General features: G+C 69.7%; 21 protein-coding genes, 2 tRNA genes and 1 pseudogene. 10 read left to right on the forward strand and 14 right to left on the reverse strand.

Annotated elements, in window-relative coordinates:
- The coding region (pepN, locus tag ACWELJ_RS25555; RefSeq protein WP_452368668.1) for an aminopeptidase N at window positions 1-2,201 on the reverse strand (2,201 nt) is incomplete at its 3' end.
- Between the two features lie 142 nt (window positions 2,202-2,343).
- On the opposite strand from pepN, the gene ACWELJ_RS25560 reads away from it, so the two are divergent.
- Entirely contained in the window at window positions 2,344-3,174 is an 831-nt protein-coding gene (locus tag ACWELJ_RS25560) for a phosphoribosylaminoimidazolesuccinocarboxamide synthase (RefSeq protein ID WP_452368669.1), read from the forward strand.
- Here the strand turns inward: ACWELJ_RS25560 and ACWELJ_RS25565 are convergent.
- Complete coding sequence (locus tag ACWELJ_RS25565) at window positions 3,171-3,857, reverse strand: NAD(P)H oxidoreductase (protein WP_452368670.1); 687 nt, start codon at window positions 3,855-3,857, stop codon at window positions 3,171-3,173. The two genes, ACWELJ_RS25560 and ACWELJ_RS25565, sit on opposite strands and share 4 nt — an antisense overlap.
- 115 nt (window positions 3,858-3,972) lie before the next feature.
- Here ACWELJ_RS25565 and ACWELJ_RS25570 point away from each other — a divergent pair, with 115 nt between their 5' ends.
- Window positions 3,973-4,917 carry an AraC family transcriptional regulator gene (locus ACWELJ_RS25570; RefSeq protein ID WP_452368671.1) on the forward strand — a complete coding sequence of 315 codons (945 nt, stop codon included), beginning with the start codon at window positions 3,973-3,975 and terminating at the stop codon, window positions 4,915-4,917.
- 90 nt (window positions 4,918-5,007) lie between these two features.
- Here ACWELJ_RS25570 and ACWELJ_RS25575 read toward each other — a convergent pair whose 3' ends face one another.
- From ACWELJ_RS25575 to ACWELJ_RS25585, 3 genes are all read right to left on the reverse strand, one after another.
- Window positions 5,008-6,399, reverse strand: a complete 1,392-nt coding sequence (locus ACWELJ_RS25575; protein ID WP_452368672.1) for an RNA polymerase sigma factor — start codon at window positions 6,397-6,399, stop codon at window positions 5,008-5,010.
- Window positions 6,399-6,800: a YciI family protein gene (locus ACWELJ_RS25580; protein WP_452368673.1), complete on the reverse strand. Its 402-nt coding sequence runs from the start codon at window positions 6,798-6,800 to the stop codon at window positions 6,399-6,401. Before ACWELJ_RS25580 ends, ACWELJ_RS25575 begins: the two co-directional genes overlap by 1 nt.
- Before the next feature lie 103 nt (window positions 6,801-6,903).
- Entirely contained in the window at window positions 6,904-8,100 is a 1,197-nt protein-coding gene (locus tag ACWELJ_RS25585; protein WP_452368674.1) for an NAD(P)/FAD-dependent oxidoreductase, read from the reverse strand.
- Window positions 8,101-8,285: 185 nt separating this feature from the next.
- On the opposite strand from ACWELJ_RS25585, the gene ACWELJ_RS25590 reads away from it, so the two are divergent.
- Complete coding sequence (locus ACWELJ_RS25590; RefSeq protein WP_452368675.1) at window positions 8,286-8,930, forward strand: mycothiol-dependent nitroreductase Rv2466c family protein; 645 nt, start codon at window positions 8,286-8,288, stop codon at window positions 8,928-8,930.
- A gap of 68 nt (window positions 8,931-8,998) precedes the next feature.
- Here the strand turns inward: ACWELJ_RS25590 and ACWELJ_RS25595 are convergent, their stop codons facing one another.
- A complete protein-coding gene (locus tag ACWELJ_RS25595) occupies window positions 8,999-10,000 on the reverse strand; it encodes a M48 family metallopeptidase (RefSeq protein ID WP_452368686.1) in 1,002 nt (333 codons plus the stop codon).
- Between the two features lie 261 nt (window positions 10,001-10,261).
- Between ACWELJ_RS25595 and ACWELJ_RS25600 the strand changes: the two genes are divergently transcribed.
- A complete protein-coding gene (locus ACWELJ_RS25600) occupies window positions 10,262-10,732 on the forward strand; it encodes a ribose-5-phosphate isomerase (RefSeq protein WP_357090280.1) in 471 nt (156 codons plus the stop codon).
- 3 nt (window positions 10,733-10,735) lie between these two features.
- The gene (locus tag ACWELJ_RS25605; RefSeq protein ID WP_452368676.1) at window positions 10,736-11,548 is read left to right on the forward strand and encodes an Fpg/Nei family DNA glycosylase; all 813 of its coding nucleotides are present in this window, start codon (window positions 10,736-10,738) and stop codon (window positions 11,546-11,548) included.
- 121 nt (window positions 11,549-11,669) lie between these two features.
- Here the strand turns inward: ACWELJ_RS25605 and ACWELJ_RS25610 are convergent, their stop codons facing one another.
- Window positions 11,670-12,239 (reverse strand): TetR/AcrR family transcriptional regulator, encoded by a 570-nt coding sequence (locus ACWELJ_RS25610; RefSeq protein WP_452368677.1) that lies wholly within the window; start codon window positions 12,237-12,239, stop codon window positions 11,670-11,672.
- A gap of 207 nt (window positions 12,240-12,446) precedes the next feature.
- On the opposite strand from ACWELJ_RS25610, the gene ACWELJ_RS25615 reads away from it, so the two are divergent.
- Window positions 12,447-12,935: a DUF420 domain-containing protein gene (locus ACWELJ_RS25615; RefSeq protein ID WP_452368678.1), complete on the forward strand. Its 489-nt coding sequence runs from the start codon at window positions 12,447-12,449 to the stop codon at window positions 12,933-12,935.
- Between the two features lie 97 nt (window positions 12,936-13,032).
- Here the strand turns inward: ACWELJ_RS25615 and ACWELJ_RS25620 are convergent, their stop codons facing one another.
- From ACWELJ_RS25620 to ACWELJ_RS25635, 4 genes are all read right to left on the reverse strand, one after another.
- Window positions 13,033-14,316, reverse strand: coding sequence for a glycosyltransferase family 87 protein (locus tag ACWELJ_RS25620; protein ID WP_452368679.1), 1,284 nt, complete (start codon window positions 14,314-14,316; stop codon window positions 13,033-13,035).
- Window positions 14,317-14,378: 62 nt separating this feature from the next.
- On the reverse strand, window positions 14,379-15,701 hold the full coding sequence (locus ACWELJ_RS25625; RefSeq protein ID WP_452368687.1) for a phosphatase PAP2 family protein: 1,323 nt from the start codon (window positions 15,699-15,701) through the stop codon (window positions 14,379-14,381).
- 220 nt (window positions 15,702-15,921) lie between these two features.
- Window positions 15,922-15,998: transfer RNA gene (locus ACWELJ_RS25630), tRNA-Pro, on the reverse strand.
- A gap of 38 nt (window positions 15,999-16,036) precedes the next feature.
- Window positions 16,037-16,107 (reverse strand) — tRNA-Gly (locus ACWELJ_RS25635).
- 392 nt (window positions 16,108-16,499) lie between these two features.
- Here ACWELJ_RS25635 and ACWELJ_RS25640 point away from each other — a divergent pair.
- The gene (locus ACWELJ_RS25640; protein ID WP_452368680.1) at window positions 16,500-17,513 is read left to right on the forward strand and encodes a diguanylate cyclase domain-containing protein; all 1,014 of its coding nucleotides are present in this window, start codon (window positions 16,500-16,502) and stop codon (window positions 17,511-17,513) included.
- 38 nt (window positions 17,514-17,551) lie between these two features.
- Complete coding sequence (locus tag ACWELJ_RS25645; RefSeq protein ID WP_452368681.1) at window positions 17,552-18,373, forward strand: DUF1542 domain-containing protein; 822 nt, start codon at window positions 17,552-17,554, stop codon at window positions 18,371-18,373.
- On the opposite strand, the gene ACWELJ_RS25650 is transcribed toward ACWELJ_RS25645, so the two are convergent.
- Window positions 18,310-19,251, reverse strand: a complete 942-nt coding sequence (locus ACWELJ_RS25650) for an alpha/beta fold hydrolase (protein WP_452368682.1) — start codon at window positions 19,249-19,251, stop codon at window positions 18,310-18,312. The genes ACWELJ_RS25645 and ACWELJ_RS25650 overlap by 64 nt on opposite strands.
- Window positions 19,252-19,365: 114 nt before the next feature.
- Between ACWELJ_RS25650 and ACWELJ_RS25655 the strand changes: the two genes are divergently transcribed.
- Window positions 19,366-19,959, forward strand: a complete 594-nt coding sequence (locus tag ACWELJ_RS25655; RefSeq protein WP_452368683.1) for a TetR/AcrR family transcriptional regulator — start codon at window positions 19,366-19,368, stop codon at window positions 19,957-19,959.
- Window positions 19,960-20,005: 46 nt separating this feature from the next.
- On the opposite strand, the gene ACWELJ_RS25660 is transcribed toward ACWELJ_RS25655, so the two are convergent.
- Window positions 20,006-20,719 carry a hypothetical protein gene (locus ACWELJ_RS25660; protein ID WP_452368684.1) on the reverse strand — a complete coding sequence of 238 codons (714 nt, stop codon included), beginning with the start codon at window positions 20,717-20,719 and terminating at the stop codon, window positions 20,006-20,008.
- Window positions 20,720-20,931: 212 nt separating this feature from the next.
- Between ACWELJ_RS25660 and ACWELJ_RS25665 the strand changes: the two genes are divergently transcribed.
- Entirely contained in the window at window positions 20,932-21,405 is a 474-nt protein-coding gene (locus ACWELJ_RS25665) for an NUDIX domain-containing protein (RefSeq protein WP_452368685.1), read from the forward strand.
- A 41-nt stretch (window positions 21,406-21,446) separates the two neighbouring features.
- Here the strand turns inward: ACWELJ_RS25665 and ACWELJ_RS25670 are convergent.
- Window positions 21,447-22,112: pseudogene (locus tag ACWELJ_RS25670) on the reverse strand (polynucleotide kinase-phosphatase); the annotation flags it as partial.

The raw sequence follows: 22,112 nt of genomic DNA on the forward strand, positions 1-22,112 counted from the left end.
CGGCCCGCGGCGGTGTCGTCGCGGGCGAGTTCGGCGTCGATGACCGGGGTTTCGATGCCGTCGGAGTCGATGGCTCCGGCGGCGGCCAGCGCCTGGGTGAGCCGCCAGCGCAGGTCGGTGTCGACGGTGAGGCCCGGCAGCCCGGCGCCTTCCGGGTCGTCGGCGCGCAGCTGGCGCAGCACCTGGATGTGCTGCGGGGACAGCAGCGCGCCGGTGAGCGCGTTGACGAACGCCAGCTGGTGGTCCGAGCCGGCTCCGGCGGCGCGGGCCAATTCCAGCAGCCGGCCGGCGTAGGCGGGCCAGCCCTCGGTGCGCGCCCATTCCGGGTCGGCGTAGGCGCCGAGCGCGGTGCTCGCCTGCATGAGAAGCCGCTGCACGACACCGATCTCGGTCTCCGCGCCGACGCCGCGCTGCACCAGCGCCACGAAGTCGCGGGCCTTCATCTCGGCCTGGCGGGTCATCTCCCAGGCCGCGGACCAGGCCAGGGTGCGGGGCAGCGGTTCGGCGATATCGGCGATGCGCGCCACCACGGTGTCGAGCGAGTCGGTGTCGAGGCGGACCGAGCAGTAGGTGAGGTCGTCGTCGTTGACCAGCACCAGCTTGCCGCGGCCGACACCGATCAGCTCGGGCACGTCGGTGCGCTCGGCCGCGTCCACATCGAGCTCGACGCGCTTGGTGCGCACCAGCTTTCCGTCCTGGTCGGCGTAGATGCCGATGGCGAGCCGGTGCACGCGCCGCTCACCCGCGCCGGGCTCCGCACCGTCCTGCACGACCGCGAAGGAGGTGAAGTTGCCGTCCGCGTCCACGGTGAAGTCGGGGCGCAGGATGTTCAGGCCGGTGGTCTTGAGCCACTGCGCGCCCCAGTCCGAAAGATCGCGGCCCGACGCCTTCTCCAGCGCGCCCACCAGGTCGTCGAAAGTGGCGTTGCCGTAGGCGTGTTCGGTGAAGTAGTCGCGCAGACCGGCCAGGAACGGCTCCTCGCCGACGTAGGCCACCAGCTGCTTGAGCACGGAAGCGCCCTTGGCGTAGGTGATTCCGTCGAAGTTGACCTCGACGGCGGCCAGGTCGGGGATGTCGGCGGCGATCGGGTGGGTGGAGGGCAGCTGGTCCTGCCGGTACGCCCACGACTTCTCGACATTGGCGAAAGTGGTCCAGGCGTTGGTGTATTCGGTCGCGCCGACCTGGCACAGCACCGAGGCGAAGGTGGCGAACGACTCGTTCAGCCACAGGTCGTCCCACCACTTCATGGTGACCAGGTCGCCGAACCACATGTGCGCCATCTCGTGCAGCACGGTCTCGCAGCGGCGTTCGTAGGAGGCGCGGGTCACCTTGGAGCGGAAGACGTAGTCCTCGAGGAAGGTGACGGCACCGGCGTTCTCCATGGCGCCCGCGTTGAATTCGGGCACGAACAGCTGGTCGTACTTGCCGAAGGCGTAGGGCACACCGAAATTGGCGTGGTAGAAGCCGAAGCCCTGCTTGGTCTCGGTGAAGAGCCGTTCGTGGTCCATGAATTCGGCCAGCGAGGCGCGGCAGTAGATGCCGAGCGGGATCTCGCCGTGCGAATCCTGGTAGGAGTCGGTCCATTTCGCGTACGGTCCGGCGATCAGCGCGACCAGGTAGGTGCTCATGCGCGGGGTGGTGGCGAAGGTGTGCCGGACGACCGCGCCGAGCCGGTGGGTGTCGGTGACGGCCCCGTTGGAGATGACCTGCCAGTCCTCGGGCGCGGTCACGACCATGTCGTAGGTGGCCTTGAGATCGGGCTGGTCGAAGCAGGCGAACATGCGCTTGCAATCGGCGGTCTCGAACTGCGAGTACAGGTAGACCTTGTCGTCGGTGGGGTCGACGAAGCGGTGCAGGCCCTCACCGGTGTTGGAGTACTCGCCGTCGGCCTCGATCACCAGCTCGTTGTTCGCGGCCAGGCCGGGCAGGGTGAGGCCCTGCTCCTCGTCGTAGCCGCTCACGTCCAGGGCGACGCCGTTGAGCACGGCCGAACGCAGGCCCGCGCCCACGAAGTCGATGAAGGTCTGCGCACCCGGCGTCGCGGTGAAGGTCACCGTCGCCTTCGAGTGGAAGGTCTCACCGCGAGGCGCGTCGGCGCTGGTGGGCTGGCCGGTGAGGTCCAGCTCGACCTTGTAGTTCTCCACCTGGACCGTGGCGGCGCGTTCGACGGCCTGCTCGCGGGTGAGATTCGGTGCGGACAAGGAGGCTCCTTAGCTCTCGGAGAACTGTGCGGCAGTAGCCAGCTTGCCATGCCCGAGGTCGCGCGGTTGGGCGTGTCCGATGCGAGGACGGCCACCCACTAGGCTGGGCGGCGGCAGCTACCGCCCAGCACGAGGAGGACCGTTGAAGCACATCCACGCCGGTAAGGTGCGCGACCTGTACGAGGACGGCGATTCGCTGATCCTGGTCGCATCCGACCGGGTGTCGGTGTACGACGTGGTGCTGCCGACCCCGATCCCGGACAAGGGCGCGCTGCTCACCCAGCTGTCGAACTGGTGGTTCGGCTTCTTCTCCGATGTGCCCAACCACATTCTGTCCACCACCGACGTGCCCGCCGAGTTCGCGGGCCGCGGCGTGCGGGTCAAGCCGCTGAAGATGGTGAAGGTGGAGTGCATCGCGCGCGGCTACCTGACCGGCGGCGGCCTGGCCGAATACAACCGCACCGGCACCGTGTCCGGCATCGCGCTGCCGCCGGGCCTGCGCGACGGCGACAAGCTGCCCGAACCCATCTTCACCCCCACCACCAAGGCCGACGAGGGCCACGACGAGCCGATCAGCTTCGTCGACGTGGTGAACCAGGAGGGCAAGGAGGTCGCCGAGAAGCTGCGCGACCTGACCCTCGAGATGTACTCGCGCGGCGCCGACCACGCCGCCGCCAACGGTGTCATCATCGCTGACACGAAGATCGAACTCGGCTGGGACGGTGACGTTCTCACCGTCGGCGACGAGGTGCTGACCTCGGATTCCTCCCGCTTCTGGCCCGCCGACGACTACGAGCCGGGCCGCCCGCAGAAGTCGTTCGACAAGCAGTTCGTGCGCGACTGGTCCACCTCCACCGGGTGGAACAAGGAGTACCCGGGCCCGGAGATTCCGGCCGACATCATCGACGTGACCCGCCAGAAGTACAAGCAGGCCTACGAACTCATCACCGGCAACACCTGGACCGGCGTCTAGGCCGCGACCGCTTCGGCGGCAAGGAAGTTCGTGACGAACTCGTCGGCCCGGCGCTCCAACTCGGCGTACTGGGCCACGCGTTCGGCGCCGATGGTGGCCGGGTCGATGAGCAGTTGCCCGTCGGCGTCGAGCCGCTGCCGGCGTTCCTCGGCGTCGGGCAGCAGGCCGACGCTCGAGTGGGAGAAGCCGCAGTAGTAGGCGATTCCCAGATTGAGCTGGCCCTCCAATGACTGTTGGAGGAAGTCCACGAGCGGGTCGCCCGCGGCCATGCCGGCCAGGCCGAGCCACAGCATGCGCTTGCCCGCCAGGCGAGGCTTGCTGCGGCCGTAGGCGAATCCGTAGTTCCATACGCGGTCGATCCAGCCCTTGAGCAGCGCGGGGACGCTCGCCCAGTAGACGGGGAAGACCGCGATCACCACGTCCGCGGCGAGGACGCGGTCCATGTGCTCGTGGACCTCGGGGGAGTAGAGCTTCTCGCGATCGCCCCAGTCCGGCTGGTCGGCTTCGGTCATGCGGGGGTCGAAGCCCTCGGCCCGCAGATCCAGCAGATCGACGCGGTAGCCGTCGGACTCCAGCCGGGCGACGGTCCGGGCGGCGAGGTGCGCGGTCAGGGAATCGGATCGGTGGTGAGCGACCACGACCAGCGCGGTGCGGATGTGCTGCTCGATTCCGTCGTGCGACAAGGGATTCCTCCTGGAGCGGTGGGATGTTTGCTGTGCTCCCAGTACACCCGTCCGGATGTAGACGATCCATGGGTGAAAACCTCTCTTCGATAGGAATTCGTCTACCCTCGATCCGGTGGACCCTCTGAGTAAGCTGCTGAGCGGTATTCGAGCCGAGGGCGCGGTGGTCACGCACGCGGTGATGCCCGCGCGGTGGACGATTCGATTCGCCGACCGCGCGCCGCTGACGATGATCACCGTCATGCGCGGGGGCGGGACGCTGCTGCCGCCGGACGGTGGCAGTCGGACCCTCGAAGCGGGAGACACCGCGCTGGTTCGTGGTCCGGGCGAATTCCGGCTCGTCTCGGGTGATCTCGGCAGCGACGCCACCGACGATCGCGCTTCCGCCCCGGCCGAGTACGAGATTTCCTGCTTCGCCACCGATTCCGAGTGCTCGGCGGAGGAACTCGCCGGAATCCACTGGGGCAGTGCGGCCGACGCCACCGCCCTGATGGTCGGTGCCTATCGGACCTCGTTCCGTCGCCACGAACGCCTCTTGCGCGCGCTCCCGCCGGTCCTGGTGGTCCAGGAGGACTACGAATCCTGCGGCTGGTACGAGTCGGCCGCCGCCTCCGCCGTCCTGCAGAGCGCGGGCTCGCAGGCCATGATGGACCGCCTGCTCGACTGGAGTCTGGTCTGCACCCTGCGCACCTGGTTCGACCAGGCCGGACCCGACGCCCCCACCTGGTTCCGGGGTCTGGCCGATCCGGTCATCGCCCCCGCGCTGCAATCCATCCACACCAGCCCCGGGGCGCCGTGGACCGTCGCCGCGCTGGCCGCCGAAGCCGGTGTCTCCCGGGCGCTTTTCGCCAAACGCTTCACCGCCGTCATGGGGCAGCCGCCGCTGACCTACCTCACCGAGTCGCGGATGGACGAGGCCGAGGAACTGCTCACCGACACCGACCTGACCATCGCCCATATCGCCAAATCGGTCGGCTACGCGGATCCGTTCGGCTTCTCCGCCGCCTTCAAACGCCATCGTGGCGTGAGCCCCACCGCCTTCCGGGCGTCCGCCGCCTGAGGCGCGCCGGGGCCGGAGACGGCCGCACGTGGGCGACGGCCACCACGCCGCCATCACGGACACGTGGGATCAGGCTTGCGGCTCGGCGGTTCAGCCGCGGCGCAGGCGGGCGGCGCGGATGGTGAGGTAGTCGCGCTCGGGGAGGCTGGTGGTGCGGCGCGCGGCCGCCGCGTAGCAGGCGACGGCTTCCTCGTGGTCGCCCGCCATCTCGTGCAGGTGACCGCGGACGGCATCGAGGCGGTGGTTTCCCCGCAGCGACTCCGCGAGGGTGTCGGTGAGGTCCAGACCCGCCTGCGGGCCGTGCACCATGGCGGTGGCGACCGCGCGATTGAGGGTGACCATCGGGTTGGGTGACTGGCGTTCGAGGGCGTTGTACAGCAACAGGATTCGGGGCCAATCGGTGTCCTCGGGCCGCAGCGCCTGCGCGTGCAGGGCGGCGATGGCGGCCTGGATCTGATAGGGGCCGATGAGTCCGCGACCGACCGACGCGGTCGCCAGGCGCACGCCCTCGATGATCATCTCGCGATCCCACAGCCCGCGATCCTGTTCGGCCAGCGGGATCAACTCGCCGTGCTCGCCGGTGCGGGCGGCGCGCCGGGCATCGGTCAGCAGGAGCAGCGCGAGCAGGCCGGTGACCTCGGGATTGTCCGGCAGCACGCGATACAGCGCGCGGGCCAGCCGAATCGCCTCGCTCGACAGGTCGCCGCGCCGTAGTCGCGCGCCGCCGCTGGTGTGGCCCTCGGTGAAGATCAGGTACAGCACCCGCAGCACGCTGTCGAGGCGCGTATTCCATTCCCCGCGTTGCCCGTTCAACTCGGCGGGCATGGCGAAGGGGCGCTCCTCCTCCGAGATCCGCTTCTTGGCGCGCGTGATCCGTTGCGCCATGGTCCTTTCCGGCAGCAGGAAGGCCCGGGCGATCTCCTCGGTGGTGAGCCCGCCCACGGCGCGCAGGGTCAGCGCGATCGCGCTCGCGGGCGACAGCGCGGGATGACAGCACAGGAAGAACAAGGTGAGCGTGTCGTCGCGGTCCTCGGTGCCGGTATCGCGGGCGGTGACCTTGCCGCCCGGATCGGCGGTGCCTCGAATGCCCGATGCCCCGTATGTGGCGGCCGCGGGGCTCGCGCTGTCCGCACCGGCCAGCTGGTCGAGCCCGGTCTCCGACAGTGCGGCGATCACCGCGTCGGCCGGATCGGGTGCCGCCGTGCCCAGGCGTTCCGGGTCGCGGATCGCGTCGGCGGCCTCGCGATCGCGGCGGGCGGAGTCGGCGCGGATGGCGTCGACCATGCGCCGCGCGCCGACCTGGATGAGCCAGCCGCGCGGGTTGCCGGGCAGTCCGTCGGCGGGCCACTGGGTGGCGGCGGCGAGCAGGGCTTCCTGCAGAGCGTCCTCGGCGGCGTCGAAATCGCCGTAGCGGCGCACGAGCGCGCCGAGGACCTGCGGGGCGAGCTCGCGCAGCAGGTCCTCGATCGCGGTGTGCGGCATCAGAGTTCGGCGGCCGGGGCGCACATGAGCTGGCGGACTTCGATGTACTCGCCGATCGGCTTGCCGCCGGGGCCGGGCGCGGCCGAGGCCTGGGCGGCGATCTCGACGGCGCGGTCCGGGGTGTCGACGTCGACGATCCAGTACCCGGCCAGGAGCTCCTTGGTCTCGGGGAAGGGGCCGTCGGTGACGACCGGCGCGGACCGGCCGTCGGAACTGACGGTGATCGCCTGGCCCGGGTCGGCGAGGCCCTGGGCCTCGACCAGTTCGCCGGACTTGGCCAGCTGCTCGCCCAGGGCGCGCTGGAAGTCGATGTGGGCCTGGATCTCCTCGGGCGCCCACTGATGGATCGGGGTGTCGCAGAAGGCGGCGGCGGTGTAGGTCTTGATCAGCATGTACTTCATGGTCGGCTCCTTCGTCGGTGCGCCGCGGTGGCGCTTTCGCCTACAGGTCGGAGCCCCGCACGCCGGATCGACGTATCGCGCAGCCCAAGGTGCGTGACGGTGGTCACAGGGCGTCCGGGTCCACGGCCCGGCCGCTCAGGATCAGTTCCTTGATCTTGTCGGTGACATCCCACACGTTCACGTTCATCCCGGCCAGCACCCGGTCGCCCGGGTCGAGCCAGTACGCCACGAACTCGCGTCCGGCCAGATCGCCGCGCACCACCACGTGCGCCTGCTGCTTGGGGGACACATAGCCGGTGTACTCCATCCCCAGGTCGTACTGATCGGTGAAGAAGTAGGGCAGCCGGTCGTACACGGCGGGCCGGCCGAGCATGGTCAGGGCCGCCACCGCGGGCTGGTTGAGCGCGTTCGCCCAGTGCTCCACCCGGATTCGCTGACCCAGCACCGGGTGCTGCTGAGCGGCGATATCGCCGACGGCGACGATATCGGGGTCCGAGGTGGCCAGGCTCTCGTCGACCAGCACGCCGCCGTCCACGGCCAGTCCGGCGTCGGCGGCCAGCTCGATATTGGGTCGCGCACCCACCGCGACCAGCACCGCGTCCGCCTCGATCCGGGTGCCGTCATCGAGGAGCACGCCGGTGGCGCGGCCGTCGGCCGTGGTGATCTCGGCGACCTTCACCCCGGTGCGCAGGTCGACGCCGTGCGCGCGGTGCAGGTCCGCGAACACCTCGCCCATCTCGGTGCCGAGCGCGGCCCGCAAGGGGGCCGAGTCCGCCTCCAGCACAGTCACTTCCACGCCCGCCGCTCGCGCGGCCGCGGTCACCTCGAGCCCGATCCAGCCCGCGCCGATCACCGCCAGTCGCCCGACCTCGCCGAACATGGCCAGCAAGGCGTCGGAGTCCTCGATGGTGCGCAGCACGTGCACGCCCGCCGCGTCCGCGCCGGGCATCCGCAGCAGGCGCGGGCGCGAGCCGGTGGCCAGCGCCAGTTTGTCATAGGGCAGGGTCGTACCGTCCGGCAGCGCAACGGTTTTGGTGTCGCGGTCCAGCGCGGTGACGGTGGTTCCGGGCATCACCTCGATATGGTGGTCGCGGTACCACTGCGCCGGGTCCACGGTGAAGTCGGGCAGCGACTTCTTGCCCAGCAGATGCTCCTTGGACAGTGGCGGGCGCTCGTAGGGCAGATGCTCCTCGGCGCTGACGAGGGTCACCGCGCCGTCGAAGTCGTTGGCCCGCAAGGCTTCCGCGAGCTTCGCCGCAGCGAGCCCGCCCCCCGCGATGACGAACCTGGAACCGGTCATGCCGAAACCTCCCTGCTCACGCGGCCGGGATCGCTCCAATGGATGTGGCTTTCCTCCCGGCGAGGCCGATATTTCGACCCTAGACCCGGGCGAGTCGGGCGGAGCGGAAATATCGGCAACAATCCGGGTTGTTGCCTTAGAGGAACGGCCATGTCTCCGGCCGTCGACTGCGAAAGGACTTCCCTGTGAGCGACACCAACAAGGACCGGGTCGACTTCTGGTTCGATCCGCTGTGCCCCTGGTGCTGGATCACCTCCCGCTGGATCCTCGAGGTCGAGCAGGTCCGCGATATCGACGTCAACTTCCACGTCATGAGCCTGTCGGTGCTCAACGAAGGCCGTGAGGGCCTGCCCCCGCAGTACGAAGAACTGCTGCGCAGCGGCTGGGGCCCGGTCCGGGTCGCCATCGCCGCCGCCCGCGACCACGGCGACAAGGTGCTGGCCCCGCTCTACACGGCCATGGGCACCCGCCTGCACAACCGTCGCGCGGAATACGAGCAGGACGGTCCGCGCGAGGACCTGCTCGCGGTGGTCATCGCCGAATCGCTGAAGGAGGTGGGGCTGCCGGCCGAGCTGGCCGAGGCCGCCAAGTCCGGCGAGTACGACGAGGAGTTGCGGGCCTCGCACCACGCCGGCATGGACAAGGTCGGGCAGGACGTCGGCACGCCGACCATCCACATCAACGGCGTGGCCTTCTTCGGACCGGTGCTCTCGCGTATTCCGCGCGGCGAGGTGGCGGGCAAGGTGTGGGACGGCGCGGTGGCGCTGGCCTCCTACCCGCACTTCTTCGAGCTGAAGCGCACCCGCACCGAGGACCCCGCCTTCGACTGAGGGGCAGGGCTTTCTGTCGACGCGGATCGGGCGGGTCCGTGGGAACGGACTCGCCCGATCTCGTGGGATCAGTACGGCCGGTACTCGTGGTAGGTGGCGGTCTCGCCGTACCGGGGCGGCTGACCGCCGTACGGTGGTGGGGCGCCGTAGGGTCCGGCCACCGGCGGCCGCTGCGGGGCGTCGGGGCGCCAGAACAGCTTGCCGTGGCGGCTGCGGTCGCGCAGCGCCCACATGCGCCAGGTCAGCACCGGATGGCTGGCCATGGCGTTGGTCATCCAGACGAAGAAGCCCTTCTCCTGCGGCGCGCGGTCGGCCATCTCGTCGAAACCGACCAGGTTGTTCAGGTACTTGCCGGCCGCCAGCGTCTGCATGGCCGTCGGCGCGCCCTGCGGGCGGTTGCAGAAGCCGTGATTGTCGGCCGTGTACTCCTGCGAGCGGATCAGCGAACTGCCCAGGATCGGCAGGAACGGGGCGAGGAACATGCCCAGCTGCCGCCAGTACGAGACGTGGCCCGCCGCGATGTGCCCGACCTCGTGGCCGATGATGAAGGCCAGCGCCTCGGGATTGCGTGCCGCGCCGCTGATCTCGAACAGATCGCTGTAGACGACCACATAGCGGCGGAAGCCGTGCCCGGACGCGAAGGCGTTGATCTGGCCGTTCCCGGTGACCACGTAGGCGTCCGGCACCTGGGTCATCCCGAAGCGCGCCGCCGCCTCCTGCACCATGCGGAAGCCCTCGGGGAACTGGGTCGGCGACATCTTCACGCCGTTGACCCGCTGCGCCGCGTAATTCATACCGCGGCCGAGGTAGACCAGCAGCGGCGCGAACACCAGCACCAGCACGATCTGGCCGGAGTAGCCCGACACCAGCATGAGCAGCGCCAGCAGATACGCCAGCCCGGTGGCGATGATCACGATCACCAGCAGCGGGATCTCCCAGCTGTGCCGCGCGGGCATCCCGAACGGGGACAGACCGCGGCTGCCGGTCTGCACCACCGGCGGAGGCGGCGGCGAATACGGTTGCTGCGGAGCCCATCCCGGCGGGCCCACCCGCGGATCCCAACCGGTCATGCCGGTGACGGGATTCCACGCGGGCTGGGCGCCCGTGGGTTGGGCGGTGGGGCCGGTGGGCTGCGGTCGCCCCGGCTCGCCGCCAGCGGATTGCCCCCCGTAGGCGTTCGGCGGTGATGAACTGTCGTCGGACGTCATGCCTGGATAGTACGTTCGCGCGCGCCGGCGGGTCGTCCTCGCCGCATGTGGCTCTCACCTCGGATTCCGCCGGTGACAGCCCCCTGCGCGGGCTCTCGCGCGCGGGCTGACAGAATCGCAGCCATGCGCGTATACCTGGGTGCCGACCATGCCGGCTTCGAACTGAAGAACCACGTCAAGGCTCACCTGGAGGGCCAGGGCCACGACGTCGTCGACTGCGGCGCGCTGGAATACGACGCCCTCGACGACTATCCGGCCTTCTGCATCGAGGCCGCGCGCCGCGTCGTCGCCGAGCCGGGCTCGCTGGGCTTCGTCTTCGGCGGCTCCGGCAACGGCGAGCAGATCGCCGCCAACAAGGTGCCCGGCGCGCGCTGCGCCCTCGGCTGGAGCGTGGAGACCGCGCAGCTCGCCCGCCAGCACAACAACGCCCAGCTGCTCGGCATCGGCGGCCGCATGCACTCCACCGAGGAAGCCCTCGCCATCGTCGACGCCTTCATGACCACCGAGTGGTCCGACGAGCCGCGCCACCAGCGCCGCATCGACATCCTCGCCGAGTACGAGAAGACCGGTGTCGCCCCCGCGCTGCCGAACTGACCTGTGCCGGAAGGCCATACGCTGCACCGCCTGGCGAAGCTGCACGACAAGCGCTTCGCCGGCGGTCCGGTCCGAGTCTCGAGCCCCCAGGGCCGCTTCGCCGAAGGCGCGGCCCTGATCGACGGCCGCGTTCTCACCCGCGCCGAAGCATGGGGCAAACACCTGCTCCACCACTACGATTCGGGCGTCACCCTGCACGTCCACCTGGGCCTGTACGGCAAGTTCACCGAATCCGCCGTCCCCATGGACGCCCCGGTCGGCGAGGTTCGCATGCGCCTGATCGGCGCGGGCCGCACCGGCGAAGCGCACGGCACCGACCTGCGCGGCCCCGCCGCCTGCGACATCCTGCACGCCCCCGAGGTCGACGCCCTCACCGCGCGTCTCGGCCCCGACCCGCTGCGCCGCGACGCCGACCCCGACCGCGCCTTCGCGCGCATCCAGCGCTCCCAGCGCCCCATCGGCGCACTCCTCATGGACCAGAAGGTGCTGGCCGGCGTCGGCAACGTGTATCGCGCGGAAGTGCTGTTCCGCCACAACATCTCACCCCACCGCCCCGGAAAGTCCCTGAGCCGCACCGAATGGGACGCGCTCTGGTCGGACCTGGTCGACCTCATGAAGGTCGGCGTCCGCCGCGGCTTCATGCACGTCGTCCGCCCCGAACACGACCACGGCGCCCCCTCCTACGCCGCCGACCGCCCCCGCACCTACGTCTACCGCCGCCTCGGCGAACCATGCCGTCTGTGCGGCGCGACCGTCGTCCACACGGTGATGGAAGGCCGAAACCTCTTCTGGTGCCCCACCTGCCAGGCCGCCTGAGCCTTCTCGCGAGTCGGTGAAGTAGCTCGTCCAGGTATGGGCCGGGGATTCGGCAGGGTGAAGTCGGCGTCGGTCGGTGAATTATGTTGGGCGGCTTGCTGATCGCGGCGAGCCGTTCGGGTCACCTGGCCAGGTACGGCCCGAGGAGTTCCTCGACGCGGGCCTGCACCACGGCCGGGTCGGTGCCGGTGTCGACCAATCGGCTGGCCGTGTGAACGATCGCGTTGATCAGTTCCGCGGTCATCTCCGGATCGGCGTCTCCGAGGTCGGCCAGCGCCGTGACGAGGGGGTCCTTGAGCTGGTCGTGGAGGACGCGCGCGCGGGCGGCGAGTTCGTCGCTCGGTAGGGCTGTCGCCAGGGCGCGGGCCACCGCGTGCTCGCCCTCCCGGGTCAGTTCGATATTGGCCGCGACATAGGCGATCACCTGGGCGGCGGGGTCGGCGGCCCGGCTCATCCGCTCGGCGATCCGCGTCGACCAGCGGGGCAGCACATCCTCCATGACCGCGATCAGCAGGTCGTGGCGGGAACGGAAGTACTGGTAGACGCTCGGGCGGGCCAGCCCGGTCCGCGCGGCGACATCGGCGAGGGTCGGAACCTGTCCCGCCGTCAGCATGGCGCGGGCCGCGTCCAGGAGGGCGCGCTGCTGGGTCGCGCGATGTTCGGCCAGGGTGGCCGCCTGAATCTTTGGCACTGCGCCGGTCCTCCTGGGCGGGTTCGTACCGATCGGCGGTTCGTGCCGATCGGCTCGAACAGTCTCCCATCGGTGGTCTCGGGGCGCGGACGGCTACCCGACACCGAGTTGACAAAGCCGGTATCGGCGCTGTTAGAGTCCCGATCCGCGGATCTTACCGACGCGGTGTCGGGAAAATTGTCCGCGGACAGGTGTGAGGTACCGGCAATGAATCAATTCCCCGGAGTCGACGGCTTCCTCGGCACGCGAGCGTCGTGGGCCATGGACACCATGGTGCTGGTGATGGCGGTCGTGGTCGCCGTCCTGGCGTGGAGCGTCTACCAGGCCAAGGTCAATCGAAAATTCGGTGTGCACAAGGGGATTCAGATCCTGCTCGCGGTCGGCCTGCTCGCCGCGGTGGTGCTGTTCGAAATGGATGTGCGCTTCAACGGCTGGCAGGAACGCGCCGCCGGCGTGGTCGGCGGCACGGCCTCGGCCACGGTCTGGACCGCGCTGGCCGTGCACCTGGCCTTCGCCGTGTTCTCGGTCGTGCTCTGGCCGGTCGTGATCATCCGTGCGGCACGCAATTTCGGTTCGCCGCCGCACCCGGGTGCGCACAGCGGCTGGCACCGCCGGTGGGCGCCGATCGCGGCCGTCGGCATGACGCTCACGGCCCTCACCAGCTGGGTCTTCTACGCGCTCGCCTTCGTCGCCTGACCGCTCACGGTGCACGGCCCGGTGCCGGACGGGCGGCGACCGCGGAAGGCCAGGCGGCGGATCGCGGGGTCATTGGCGAAATCGGCGACCCCCGGGGTTACGCGCGGGACGGGAGGCGGCGTTTGAGGAGGTGGGTGAGGGCCAGGGTGAGTAGGGCGGCGGTGGCGAGGATGTAGATGTCGCCGGGGAGGTGCTGCCACCAGTGCCAGTGGAGCTCTTGGTGTTTGCCGTTGGGGACGATGCCCGGGCCGATGAGGAAGAAGAGGGCGAAGGTGGCGATCAGGGCGTAGGTGGCGGGTGCCGGGCGGGTGGTGGCCCAGGCGATGGCCGCCACCAGGGCGGGCGCCGCCCAGACCCAGTGGTGGGTCCAGGAGACGGGGGAGATCAGGAGGAGGACGGCGGCGTTCACCAGCAGGGTGGCGACGGTGAGGACCGTCATGGGGGCGGGTTCGGCCACACCCGCCCGGGCGGCGTCCTGGCGTTCGATACCGCTCAGGTGGTGCATGAGGTAGGCGCCCGCCGCGGCGACCAGGAGCGCCAGGCCGAGCCAGGCGATGGTGGCGGCCGAGGAGGAGTAGCCGAAGAGGCGGAAGGCCATGCCCTTGAGGGACTGGTTGCCCACGTAGTCGGGGGAGCCGATGCGGTTGGTGTCGATGACGGCGTGGAACCAGTAGGCGCGCGATTCCTCCGGCAGGACCACGAAACCGGCGGCGACGATGCCCAGGGCGGTGGCGGCGGCGGTGGCGGCGGCCTTCCAGTCGCGGCGGATGACGAAGTAGAGGATGAACGCGGCGGGGGTGAGCTTGGTGACGGCGGCGACGCCGATCAGGACACCCCGGGGCCAGCGCGGCTTCTCGGTGAGGCAGTCCAGGGCCACGGCGGCCATCAGCACGAGGTTGATCTGGCCGAACCACAGGGTGGTGCGCACGGGTTCGACGGCCAGCATGAGGACGACGGCGGACACCGTGAGGGTGAGTTTCAGGCGGGCGTCCAGGTCGGGGCGGACGCGGGACATGACCAGCCAGAGCGTGACGCCGAGGCAGGCCAGGGAGCTGGCGGTCACCAGGAGTTCGGCCAGCCACAGCGGGACGATCGCGAGCGGGATCATCAGGACCGCGGCCGAGGGCGGATAGGTGAACGGCAGGTCGGTGTGGCCGGCGACGGGGAGGGTCGGGCCGTAGAGGGTGCCGTGCTCGAGCCAGCCGCGGGTGTCGATGCGATACACCTGCAGGTCGAGGAAGCCGTGCATGGCGGAGAAGATCGCCGTGATCGCCAGCGTCAGCAGGATTCCGACGACGATCGGAATGCGAGGCAGGCCCGCGCGGCCGTCAGACTTGAGAGTGCGCAGCAAGCTCTGTTGCCCCGCCCGCGTAGTGATCATCAGGGAGAGGGTAACCCTTTCGGAGTTCAGGCAAAGATGTCCGGATTGCGTTGGGGGAGCGGTTAATCGACGGCAAATCCGTCGATGGGTGTTCGGCCGCCCCAGTGCGCCAACCGGCTGCCCGGACGCGCGAACCAGGTCGCGTAGAAGAGGAACGATACGGCCGCCAGCGAGCCCAGCACCAACGCCCCCGCCAGGACCGGATACGCGGCCATGGTGTTGGCCAGGAACCGATAGGCCAGCAACAATCCGGCGAGTACCGCCGCGCCGAGCGACACCATGCGGACACGCGGATGCTCCCACCCGCGTTCGGGATCGCGCAGCGCCGACTCCACCGTCAGGCACAGCACCGCGCCCGCCACCAGGTCACTGCCGTAGTGGTAGCCGAACCCGAGGGTCGCCAGCAGCGTGCACACCAGCCAGAACGCGCCCGCCCAGCGCAGCGGGCGCGGGCCGCGGCGGGAATGGATGAACAGCGCTGTCGCCCACGCGGTGTGCATGGACGGCATGCAGTTGCGGGCCGTCTCGGAGTCGAACAGCATCGGCTGCGGATCGGTGGTGAACGCGGGCCACACCTGCGGCCAGTCCCCGATCTCCAGCCCGTGCCCGAGCGGCCCGTACGCGAACACCGGCCCGACCACGGGGAACAGCACGTACCCGAGCGGCCCGATCATGCCCAGCACCAGGAACGTTCGCACCAGGTGGTGCCGCGGCCACGAACTGGTCGACACGTGACGCAACTGCCACACGGCCACGACCACCGCCGCTACCGGCAACTGGATATAGACGACATGCAGGATCTGCGAGGGGATCGGCCCGAGCGTGTCCAGCAGCCGCCCGACCAGCCACGCCGGTTCCCCCAGCGCCCGGTCCGCGAGCTGCACGTATTGGTCGAGCACCCGCGGCCCGGCCACGATGCTCACCATCAGCCAGGTGTCGGCGAGTTTGGACGCCATGACGAGCAACACGCCGAACGCGATGGCCTGCAAGGCCGTCCGGCGACGCTCATCCTGCCAGCGGAGCACCACCACGGTCAGCGCGGTGAGCGCGAGGGTCGGCCCGGTCCCGATCGACACATGCCAGCCGCAGGCCAGCTGCAGCCCCAAGGTCATCAGGTCCAGCACCGCCGCGGCAACCAGCGCGATGACCCGGGTGCGGGCGGGCACCCCGACGCAGGCGAGCCCGAGCCCCGCCCACGACACCGCCGCCGACTGGGGATTGGCGAAGTAGTCGTCGACCAGGCTGCGCAGCGGTCCCAGCACGCCGTGCGTCGAGGCCCACACCTGCGCGATCGCCAGCACGAGCACCGCGACACCCAGCCCGGCGGCCGGGACGAGCCGAGAACGCGTCTCGCGGCCGGACAGCACCGAGCCCGAAACGTTCATCTTGTCGTCGACCAGCACCGTAAATCGATAACACAGTGCAAACGGAGGCACAACATCCGGTTACCGGAATCTGGCTTCCGGGTGACCCGACACGGCCGGGCAAGGAGAGAGATCGGACACAGTCGGAACGACAGGCCGTGCGACACACCGCGATCACCAGGGTGAGAGGGGTGAATTGTCCGCTTCTACCGGTGAATTCGGGGTAAGGCGGCTCGAAAGATGGTCGGGGTGACAGGATTTGAACCTGCGACCCTCCGCTCCCAAAGCGGATGCGCTACCAAGCTGCGCTACACCCCGTTGCGCGTCGGATCGACGCTCCCCGCAGAACGGGAAAGAGCGGGTGACGGGAATCGAACCCGCACCATCAGCTTGGAAGGCTGAGGTTCTACCATTGAACTACACCCGCAGTCACCGCATCCATGGATGCCGTGTGCGTGAGCACTGTACCGAACCTCACTCCCGGAATGCCAATCAGGTCGCTTCCCCGCACGTCGCGGCCGGTCGGGACGGCTTTCGGCGCGTCGCGGAAAACATGCCGAAATCGGGTGTAACACCGGAGCTCCGCCAGCGATGAGACATCCGATCGCCATTCGCGAGACAGTGGGAACCTGTTCTGAATCAGGGGTTTTCGATGTCGGGTGGCTTGCTAGGATCCTTTTTGTCCGGACGGGGGTATCTGGAAAGGGGGCGGTGAGCATGCACCACTGGTGTGGCCGACCGCGTAGTAGTGAGTTCGATCCGCACGGCGTCACCGGCGCGCACGCCGGCCCCGACATCACGTACGCCGGGTGAGCGCGCATGCCCATCCGTCTCGATACCCGAACCTCCGCCATCGTGGCGGCGACCATCCGGGAATGGGTGCGGTCGGTGCACCCCGGCGCGAGCGGCGCCGCCCTGGGCCAGGCGCCCGGCGTTCCCTCCACTGACCTCGAGCGCATCTTCGGCGGCGTCATCGACGAACTACTGGAACTGGCGGGCTCCGAACCGTTTCCGGTGCGCTCGGCCCGTCGCATCGGCCGCAGCCTCGCCGACGCCCCGTTCGAGCGCACCCGCATGCTCGCCCCCGCCAGCCGCGCGCTGCTCGGGCTCGCGCCGGGCGTGCGCGGGTCGCTGATCGCCACCCGCTGGTCGTTCATCGCCAGCCAGGCCATCGACGCCTATGCCGAGGCGCTGCAGCAGCGCGCCCTGGTCCAGCAGGAACGCAGCCTGTCCGAGGCGGTGTCGGTGCGGGTGCAGGAGATCGCGGCCCTGCAGACCCGGCTGCGGCACGAGGCCACCCACGACGCGCTCACCGATCTGGCCAACCGCTCGCTGCTGCAGGAGCGGGTGCGGGTGATGGCCGCCGATCCGGCGCGCGGCGTCGGGCTGCTGCTCATCGACCTGGACGATTTCAAGGCGATCAACGACAACTACGGCCACACCGTCGGCGACGAGGTACTGGTCAGCATCGCGCAGCGACTGCGGGCGGCCTGCCCGCCCGAGACGGTGATCTCCCGCTACGGCGGCGACGAGTTCGTGGTGGCGCTGCCCGCGCGGCGCAATTCGCTCAGTGAGCTGGCCATGCGGGTGCTGGCCGCGCTGTGCGAGCCGGTGCCCACGGCCGCCGGATTCGTGCCCGCGTCGGCGAGTGTCGGCACCGCGTTCTGCCCGCCGGGTCGCGACTGTGATTTCTCCGACCTGCTGCGCAGCGCGGATCGAGCCATGTATTCGGCGAAAACCGCTGGCAAACGACAGTTCGCGGTGTCGGAGCCGGACGAAGAGGAGGTTGATCCAGCCCGTCGCACGACACGCTTCGCGGCGGTGGCCGGTTAGGCAACTTCCTGGCGAATTTCGCCGCGTAGGCTGGTCGCGTGTCTACCGTCGTCGTTCTCCTGCTGGTCATCGTCGTCGTGCTGCTGGCCGTGGTCGCGATCAATCGCGGGCAGCGCTCACGCGCCGGGACCGAGCTGGCCGACGCCAAGGCCGACGCGCGCCGGGTGATCGAACGCCTCGGCGGCCAGGTCTACAACCTCACCGGCCGTGACGATGCCTCCAAGCAGGCGCTCGCCGACGCGGGGGAGCGGTTCAACGCCGCGGGCGCGCAGATCGAGCAGGCCGGGACCGCGGCACAGGCCCGGCTCGCGAAAGAGACGGCGCTCGAAGGGCTTTACTACGTGCGGGCGGCCCGCACCGCCATGGGGATGGATCCCGGCCCGGCCGTGCCCGAACTGGACGGGCAGCGCAGCGCCGGCCGGGTGACCGAGGACCGGGCCATCGAATTCGACGGGCGGCGGGTCGAGGCCTCGCCCACGCCGTCGGCGTCCACGCCGAACTACTACCCGGGTGGCCGGGTCGCGGGCCGGCCGGTGCCCGCCGGGTGGTACTCCGAACCGTGGTGGAAGACCGCGCTCGTCGCCGGGGCCTGGGGCGTCGGATCCGCCCTGTTGTTCAATGCCCTCTTCAGTGGGATGTCGGGTGTCGGCTACGACGCGACCGCCTTCGAAAGCGGTTACGGCGACGGCTATCAGGACGGCCTCGACGCCGCCGACGGCGGGTATGCCGACGGCGGCTATGACCAGGGCTCCTACGACCAGGGCGGCTATGACCCCGGCGCCCAGGACTTCGGTGGTCAGGACTTCGGCGGTGGCACCGATTTCGGCGATTTCGGAGGATTCGACGGCGGCGACTTCTGATCGTCGAGGAAGGTCCGGATCGCCCGGATCAGCTGTTCGGGCTGATCCTCGGGTGAGAAGGTGCCCGAATCGCGGATCCATTCGATGCGCGCGTCCGGGAAGTCGACGGCCATTCGCTTCGCATACCGCTCCGGGAAGAAGCGATCACCGGCGGACCAGGCCAGCAGCACCGGGTTCTCGAAGTCCGCGAAAGTCCGTGCGGCGGACAGGGTGTACTTGCGGTCGAGTCCGGTGATCGCGCGGCGGACGTCCGCGCGGATGTCCTTCGCTCCGACCGGTAGCGCGTAGGAGTCGCTGGCCGCGCGCTCGATCGGGCGGCGGGCCAGCCAGCCGTAGGCGATGGGCAGGCGGCGGACGGGCCGCAGTCGCATGGTCGCCGCCAGCGAGGTGAGCGCGCCGGGGGTGCGGGCCGCCAGGCCCAGGTAGTCGAAGAACGACGGCGGGCAGTTCTCGTAGGCGTCGCAGGAGGTCAGCACCAGGCGGGCGACGAGATCGGGGCGGGCGGCGAGCACCAGCTGGCTGACCGCGCCGCCGGAGTCGTTGCCCACCAACGTGACCGGGCCCAGGTCGAGCGCCTCGATGGCCGCGATCACCAGCTCGGCCAGGCCGGGCGGGGTCAGGTCGGCGCCGGGCATGGCCGCGGTGTGCGAGCCGAACGGCAGATCGATCGCCACGCAGCGGTATTCACCGGAGAAGGCGGGAATGATCTTGCGCCACAGGTTGGCGTTGACCAGCAGTCCGTGCACGAAAACGATGGGATCGCCGCTGCCGCTGTCGAATACGGGCAGGGTGCCCTGCGGCAGTGCGAGTTCGCGGCGGACGCCGAGTGCTGGATCGCGCCAGGCCGCGGGAGATTCGGGGGAGATGGTGTTCGTCATCTGTGGAACTCCCTCTGGAGTGGAGATGGTGAAGACCTTCTCAAACTAACAAACAGGCTGCCTGTTTTCAATGGTCCGGCGTTACGATCCACCTACCCGCTCAGAAAGGCGTCGATGATCAGGCAAGCCGAACGATCCGAGTCGACCCGCGCGAACCTGATGGCCGCCGCGCGCGAACTGTTCGCCGAACGCGGCTACGCCGCGGTCAGCACGCCCGAGATCGTGGAGCGGGCGGGCAGCTCCCGCGGCGCGCTGTATCACCAGTTCAAGGACAAGAAGGACCTGTTCCGCGCGGTATACGAGCAGGAACAGCAGGCCATCCTGCAGCAGGTCGCCGACACCATGGCCGAGGCCCCGCCCGCTGACGCCATGGCCGCGCTCGAGGCGGGCCTGCACAACTTCCTGCTCTCCTGCGTCGACCCCGAACGCGTCCGCATCACCCTCATCGACGCACCCGCGGTGCTCGGCTGGCAGGAGTGGCGCGAGGTCGACGAGAAGTACGGCCTGGGCCTGATCGTCGCGGGCCTGCAATCGGGCATCCAGTCCGGCCAGCTGCGCACCGACCTCGACATCCGGCCGCTGTCGCTGATGATCCTGTCCGCCCTCGGCGAGGCCGCCATGTTCATCGCCAACTCCGACGACCCCGAATCCGCCCGCGCCCGAACCGAACCCGCGGTCCTGGCCCTCGTCGACGGCCTGCGCGTCTGATCAGCGCACGCCGCCGACGGACAGCGGTATCGGGCGAAGCGGGCGATCAGTTGGCGGGCTCGACCGGCTGAGCCGGGGCGGCCGGGGCCGGAGCGGTGGTGGTCTTGTCGGCCCACTTGGTGGTGCCGTCGGCCGCCTGCATGGTGGTGAGCAGGTCGATGCCGTTGGCGATGAGGGTGGGGCCGCCGACGGCGATCGAGCCGATGATGCCGCCGACGGTCGCGCCGGTCATGAAGCCGGGCAGGCAGCCCGCGACGAGGGTGGCCACGCAGCCGATGGTCGCGCCGATGGCGGTGCCGACGAAGGCGCCGATGGTGGTGGCCAGGCCGAACTGGCTGCTGAAGTTGTTCATGGCGCGGTCGTTCTCCAGTTGCGAGGCAACGGGTTTCACGGACAGCGGCTGCGACAGCGACACTCCGGCGGGCTTCTCGGGGGTGAGGGACAGGACGGTGCCGTCCTTCTGCACCTCCGGCTTGACCGGGATGTCGGTCTGCCCCAGGTGGAATACCAGCGGCAGGGACAGCAGCACCGTGCCGTCGCCGTCCTTCACGTGCACCACGTCCGGGCCCTGGGTCAGCTCGAAGGTGCCGCCCTTGAGGGTGGTGACCACCGCGCCGCTCACCAGCTTGGCCGAGTAGGCGAGGCCGGGGGCGTCGGCGGGCTGGGCGTTCGCCGGGACGGTTGCCAGGGGTAGGAGTGCCGGGGTGACGAGAGCGCCAATCACCAGGGTGGTAGCCGCGGCGGCGGTGCGGAACTGCATGCGCTATCCAATCCGTCATCAGGTGTGGGGCGATACGAACTCAGGAGCTTAATGGAATTCGATGGTGCCGAAGAGGTTTCGGGCGCAACAGGCCACACGGGACTTATTCGTCCGTTATCGGGAAATTATCCCCAACGTCCGGGTTGCCGCAATGTGGCTCACCGTAGTGCCCGAAGTGTGCCCCGCGCCGCCGATTCGGCACACTCGTCCCCATGAGCCTCAGATACAGCGCCGGAGTCCTGCTCTTCCGCCGCACCACCGGACTCGAAGTGCTGCTCGGGCACATGGGCGGCCCGCTGTGGGCGAAGAAGGACGCCTCCGCCTGGTCCATTCCCAAAGGCGAATACGAGCCGGACGAGGAAGCGGCGCGCGCCGCCGCCGCGCGCGAATTCGATGAAGAACTCGGATTGCCGGTGCCCGACGGCGAATGGATAGCGCTCGGCGAGGTCGAATACGGGAGTGGCCGGGGCAAGAAACAACTCACGGTCTGGGCCGTGGAAGCCGATCTCGACCCCGGCCTGGTCGTGCCCGGAACCTTCGAAATGGAATGGCCCCCGCGTTCGGGGCGGATGGCGGAATTCCCCGAGATCGACCGCGCCGCCTGGTTCGACCTCGACACCGCCCAGGAGAAGCTCGGCAAGGGGCAGCGTCCCTACCTGGACCGCCTCCGCGACCAGCTCGGCTGAGCGCGGCGCGTGGCACGCGGATGCGTGCCACGCGCCGTCAGTCACAGCCGCGGGTCGACCGGCTCGGTCTCGAGCGCGAGAATCGCGAACACCGCCTCGTGGACCCGCCACAGCGGCTCGCGGGCGACGAATCGGTCCAGGGCCTCCAGGCCCAGCGCGTACTCCCGCAAGGCCATCGACCGCTTGCCGCCGAGCCCACGCTGCCGCAGGCGATCCAGCTGTTCCGGGCGCAGATACTCCGGGCCGTAGATGATCCGAAGATATGCGGGCCCACGGCATTTCACGCCCGGTTGCACCGGCCGCCCGCTGCGGGTGCCGGTACCGACCACCAGCGAGCCCAGCGGCTTGACCACCATGCCCTCGCCGCCGGCCGCCGTCAGCTCGGTCCACCAGGCCGTCGCGGCGGCCTCGGCCTCCGGGTCGGACAGGTCCACCACGCGGCGGCCCGTCGCGGTGAAGAACTCCGGGTCCGCCGCGATCAGCCGGTCGATGCGCTCCAGATGCCAAACATGGTCGTGCCCGGCGTAATTCGCGCCGGCAGCCGCCAGCAGCTGGAACGGGGCCAGGCGCACGCCCTCCAGGCCGTCGGTGGGCCAGCAGTAGCGGCCGTAGGCGGCGGTGAAGGCGTCGGCGTCCGCCAGGCGCGCGGTGGTGCGCTCGGCGAGATCACCCACCTCCACGCCTCGTCCGGCCGCGGCCGCCAGCAC

This window comes from Nocardia sp. NPDC004582 (assembly GCF_053602115.1).

Excerpts from the sequence above, each read along its gene's own strand:
- ACWELJ_RS25575 (WP_452368672.1), bottom strand. The coding sequence starts at position 6,399 with ATGCCGCACACCGCGATCGAGGACCTGCTGCGCGAGCTCGCCCCGCAG.
- ACWELJ_RS25580 (WP_452368673.1), bottom strand. The coding sequence starts at position 6,800 with ATGAAGTACATGCTGATCAAGACCTACACCGCCGCCGCCTTCTGCGAC.
- ACWELJ_RS25585 (WP_452368674.1), bottom strand. The coding sequence starts at position 8,100 with ATGACCGGTTCCAGGTTCGTCATCGCGGGGGGCGGGCTCGCTGCGGCG.
- ACWELJ_RS25595 (WP_452368686.1), bottom strand. The coding sequence starts at position 10,000 with ATGACCGGTTGGGATCCGCGGGTGGGCCCGCCGGGATGGGCTCCGCAG.
- ACWELJ_RS25600 (WP_357090280.1), top strand. The coding sequence starts at position 10,262 with ATGCGCGTATACCTGGGTGCCGACCATGCCGGCTTCGAACTGAAGAAC.
- ACWELJ_RS25615 (WP_452368678.1), top strand. The coding sequence starts at position 12,447 with ATGAATCAATTCCCCGGAGTCGACGGCTTCCTCGGCACGCGAGCGTCG.
- ACWELJ_RS25620 (WP_452368679.1), bottom strand. The coding sequence starts at position 14,316 with ATGATCACTACGCGGGCGGGGCAACAGAGCTTGCTGCGCACTCTCAAG.
- ACWELJ_RS25625 (WP_452368687.1), bottom strand. The coding sequence starts at position 15,701 with ATGAACGTTTCGGGCTCGGTGCTGTCCGGCCGCGAGACGCGTTCTCGG.
- ACWELJ_RS25640 (WP_452368680.1), top strand. The coding sequence starts at position 16,500 with ATGCCCATCCGTCTCGATACCCGAACCTCCGCCATCGTGGCGGCGACC.
- ACWELJ_RS25650 (WP_452368682.1), bottom strand. The coding sequence starts at position 19,251 with ATGACGAACACCATCTCCCCCGAATCTCCCGCGGCCTGGCGCGATCCA.
- ACWELJ_RS25655 (WP_452368683.1), top strand. The coding sequence starts at position 19,366 with ATGATCAGGCAAGCCGAACGATCCGAGTCGACCCGCGCGAACCTGATG.
- ACWELJ_RS25660 (WP_452368684.1), bottom strand. The coding sequence starts at position 20,719 with ATGCAGTTCCGCACCGCCGCCGCGGCTACCACCCTGGTGATTGGCGCT.
- ACWELJ_RS25665 (WP_452368685.1), top strand. The coding sequence starts at position 20,932 with ATGAGCCTCAGATACAGCGCCGGAGTCCTGCTCTTCCGCCGCACCACC.